Consider the following 3443-nt stretch of genomic DNA (forward strand, 5'->3'; position numbering starts at 1 on the left):
CCTCTGCGGCGACCGTCAGCGTGCGGCCCTCAAGGCTGTGCTCCACCGCAAGCACGAAATCGAACGAATAGACCGCCTTCGTCGCCTCCGACGCCGCAAGTTCGTAGCGGCACATCGTATCGCTGGACGCGGCAAGCGCGAACTCGGCGCGGCGGGCAAAGCCGTGCTGGTTCATCGGATAGCTCTTGCCTTCGATCTCGACCATATCGTCGGGCGCCTTGCCGACGATCGGAAACAGGATCGGCGACCGCCCGCTCCAGAAGGCCGCATCGCCGTTCCAAAGCAGCGAACGCCCGTCGCTGGTATCGAGCGCCTGCATCTCGGCACCCAGCGACGATACGTCGACGCTCAGAAACTCGTTTGCTATCCTGTAGTTGCCAGCCATCGTCAGTCCTCTCGCATTAAATCTCCGGCGCGGACCTTATCCGCGCCGCATGACGATTGCCATATCACACGAGACGACAAGGGCAGGCTTCACCGAAAGTTGCGCGAGAGAAGTCGCCCCCTATTGCGGCTTGCCGTTCTTCCAAGTCACCGTCTGCCCGTAGAGCGACACGGTGGAGATCGCCATCTTCGCCGATCCGTTGGTGAGCTCGCGCGAATGCGCCAGATAGATCAGCGTATCGTTCTGCTTGTCATAGATGCGGGTGACGACGAGCTTCTTCCAGACCAGCGAAATGCCCGACTTGAAAACCTCGTCCCCGCCCTTCGACAGGTCGATATCGCCGATCTCGATCGGCCCGGTCTGATGGCAGGAAATGGCGCTGTTCGACGGGTCCTCGAACCAGTTGCCGTTCTTGACGCGATCGATCACGCTGCGGTCGAAATAGCTGACATGACACGTGACGCCCTTCACCTCAGGATCGGCCACAGCATCGACGAGGATATCATTGCCGATCCAGTCGACCCCCACCTTGCCGACGACATCCGCGGACGCGGCACCTGCGGACACACCAGCCAGAATGGCTGCGGAAAGGACGAGATTGCGAAGTCTGGACATGGCGATATTCCCTCAGCGGCGCTTCAATGTTGCGCAAGCTAAGATAGGCGGGCCCCGCCGCATGGCAAGAAACCCCGCGCTCATGAATTGAGCCCAGGAAGCGAGGCACCGCGCCGGCTTCACCGCCAGCAGCAAGCCTACGCCGCTAGCCCTTCCGACAGGTACAGGGCTCATAACCGCGCGACGTCAGCCGCCCCGGCTTCATGCCGATGAATTCGGGGATCGCATGCACCGCCGCAGCCCCCACATGCCGTGCCATGGCAATCGCCGCCTGCGCGCAGACGGCGGCATCCTCGGCGGCATTGTGGTGCACGAAACGAAGGCCGAGATGCTCGGCAAGAATATTCAGCCGATGCGACAGAAAATGCGGCCAGATCCGCTGCGACATCTTCAGGCTGCAGAGATAGGTGAGCTCGGGATAGGCCTGCCGGTAGCCATCGAGGCAAGCGCGCCAGACGCTGAAATCGAAGGAAGCGTTATGCGCGACCATCGTCGCCCCCCTGAAGTCATCGACGAACTCGTCCATCACTTCAGGGAACTCCGGCGCATCCTCGACATGTTCAGGCCGGATACCATGGATGGCGATGTTCATGCCGGAAAACCGCATCTCCCGCGGCCGGATCAACCGCTCCTCCACCCTGGTCACCACGCCATCCTCGATCCAGGCAAGCCCGACCGAACAGGCACTGCCGCGCTGCTCGTTGGCGGTTTCGAAATCGATGGCGATGGTTTTCAAGGGGTGGGTCCGATTCTCTGGTCTCTCCCAGACATACCGGCAGCCGGCCGGCGAGGCAAATGACGACAGCTATCGCCCACAGCGCCCCGGTCAGGCGACCGCAAGAGCATACGGCCGAGCCAAGTTCTCCGACGGCACGCCCCAAGCTTGGTTGAGCTTGAAGATCATCTCGACGGTCAGCGCACGCTTGCGATTGAGGATCTCCGACGCCCGGGAGCGAGAGCCGAGAACATCCGCGAGATCCGCCTGATCCCGCCCCGTCATCTCCATGAACGCCTGGAGAAAGTCGATCGGCGGAAGATCCAGCACGGGAAAATTCCGGTTTTCATAGGCTTCGATGAGGTCGGCCAGAATGTCGAAACGATCCGCTTCCGGTGTTCCAGCGGCGGGCGGATTGTCGAAATAAGGTTCGATCTCCGCCGTCGCCCAGGCAAGGTCCGCGTCGTTTCTGATGGGTCTGATAGCGCTCATCGTATCGTCTCCTGATCGCGTGCGGCTATAGGCAACACGGAAAACCAATAAGCCACACCTACCAGCCGATCAATGTCAGCCGGCGAAGCAAATACCCGGATGAGTTGACAAAGATGGCGACATATCGCAACCTCGCGCCATGATCGCCAACGCAACCATGATGACCCTTCATATCACCACGCCCCACCAAGGGTGCGCGGGTGCTGTGCTGTGTTGAACGCATAGCGATCATCCCGAGAACCCTGCCGAGGCGAGCAGGGTTTTGGGAACCGGCTCTCCTCGTATCGACAAAGGAGAGCCAGAATGCCCAGAGATCCTGAAAATCCGCAGCCCAATAAAGCCGCACCGGCCGGAGACATCCGCGTGCGCGCCCTGCTTTCATCGGACGCCGAAGCAATCGCCGAGTTGACGAACCTGCCCGGTTTTCGCGCCGGCACGCTGCGTCTGCCCTATCCATCGGTGACCGAGGTCCGCAAGTACGCGGAAAACCCGTCGCCCGGCGCACTCAATCTCGTCGTGACGCTCGATGACAAGATCGTCGCCAGCGGAGGTCTCAACCGCTTTTCCGGACGCCGGCAGCACGTCGCCAGCATCGGCATGGGCGTGCATGATGATTTCGTCGGCCGCGGTTTTGGCAGAAGGCTTCTGACTGCAATGGTCGAGGCGGCGGATGACTGGCTCGACATCAAGCGCCTTGAGCTCACCGTCTATACCGACAACGAGCCCGCCATCGCGCTCTACCGAAAATTCGGCTTCGAGCAGGAAGGACTGCTGAAATCCTTCGGATACCGCGCCGGCGAGTATGTCGACGCTTATGCCATGGGGCGCTTGCGATGAGTGCGCGGTGGTCGGGCTGTCGACCGATCACCGTCTACCAAACGCCTGATACCTCACCCACCAATCAAAGCCAGCCACTCATCCTCGTCCATCGTCTGGACGCCGAGTTCCCTTGCCTTGTCGAGCTTCGATCCGGCGCCGGGGCCAGCCACCAGGATGTCGGTCTTCTTCGAAACCGAGCCGGCGACCTTGGCGCCGAGGCTTTCGGCGCGCGCCTTGGCCTCGTCGCGGGTGAATTTCTCCAGGCTGCCGGTGAAGACGACGGTCTTGCCGGCGACGGGGCTGTCGGAAGCGGCGATCTGCTCGGCGGCTTCGGGCGTCACCTCGTCCAGCAGGCGGCCGACGACGTCGAGATTGCGCGGCTCCTTGTAGAACTCGACGATGGCGCGGGCGACGATC

5 protein-coding genes and 1 pseudogene are annotated in these 3443 nt (G+C 61.7%); 1 reads left to right on the top strand and 5 read right to left on the bottom strand.

The window, feature by feature from the left end; all coding sequences use genetic code 11:
* The 4 genes and pseudogenes from B3605_RS02285 to B3605_RS02300 form a co-directional block, all read right to left on the bottom strand.
* Positions 1 to 385: pseudogene (locus tag B3605_RS02285) on the bottom strand (aldose 1-epimerase family protein); the annotation flags it as partial.
* Between the two features lie 120 nt (positions 386 to 505).
* Positions 506 to 1000 (bottom strand): CreA family protein, encoded by a 495-nt coding sequence (locus B3605_RS02290; protein WP_112944291.1) that lies wholly within the window; start codon positions 998 to 1000, stop codon positions 506 to 508.
* A 145-nt stretch (positions 1001 to 1145) separates the two neighbouring features.
* On the bottom strand, positions 1146 to 1736 hold the full coding sequence (locus tag B3605_RS02295; RefSeq protein ID WP_112944292.1) for a 3'-5' exonuclease: 591 nt from the start codon (positions 1734 to 1736) through the stop codon (positions 1146 to 1148).
* A gap of 90 nt (positions 1737 to 1826) precedes the next feature.
* On the bottom strand, positions 1827 to 2207 hold the full coding sequence (locus tag B3605_RS02300; protein ID WP_112944293.1) for a helix-turn-helix domain-containing protein: 381 nt from the start codon (positions 2205 to 2207) through the stop codon (positions 1827 to 1829).
* Positions 2208 to 2510: 303 nt separating this feature from the next.
* Here B3605_RS02300 and B3605_RS02305 point away from each other — a divergent pair, with 303 nt between their 5' ends.
* Entirely contained in the window at positions 2511 to 3044 is a 534-nt protein-coding gene (locus B3605_RS02305) for a GNAT family N-acetyltransferase (RefSeq protein WP_112944294.1), read from the top strand.
* Between the two features lie 53 nt (positions 3045 to 3097).
* Here the strand turns inward: B3605_RS02305 and B3605_RS02310 are convergent.
* A partial coding sequence (locus tag B3605_RS02310) for a BRCT domain-containing protein (protein WP_349677246.1) occupies positions 3098 to 3443 on the bottom strand: 346 nt, incomplete at its 5' end.

The organism is Rhizobium sp. UBA1881 (genome assembly GCF_002338015.1).
Classification (GTDB): Bacteria; Pseudomonadota; Alphaproteobacteria; order Rhizobiales; family Rhizobiaceae; genus Rhizobium.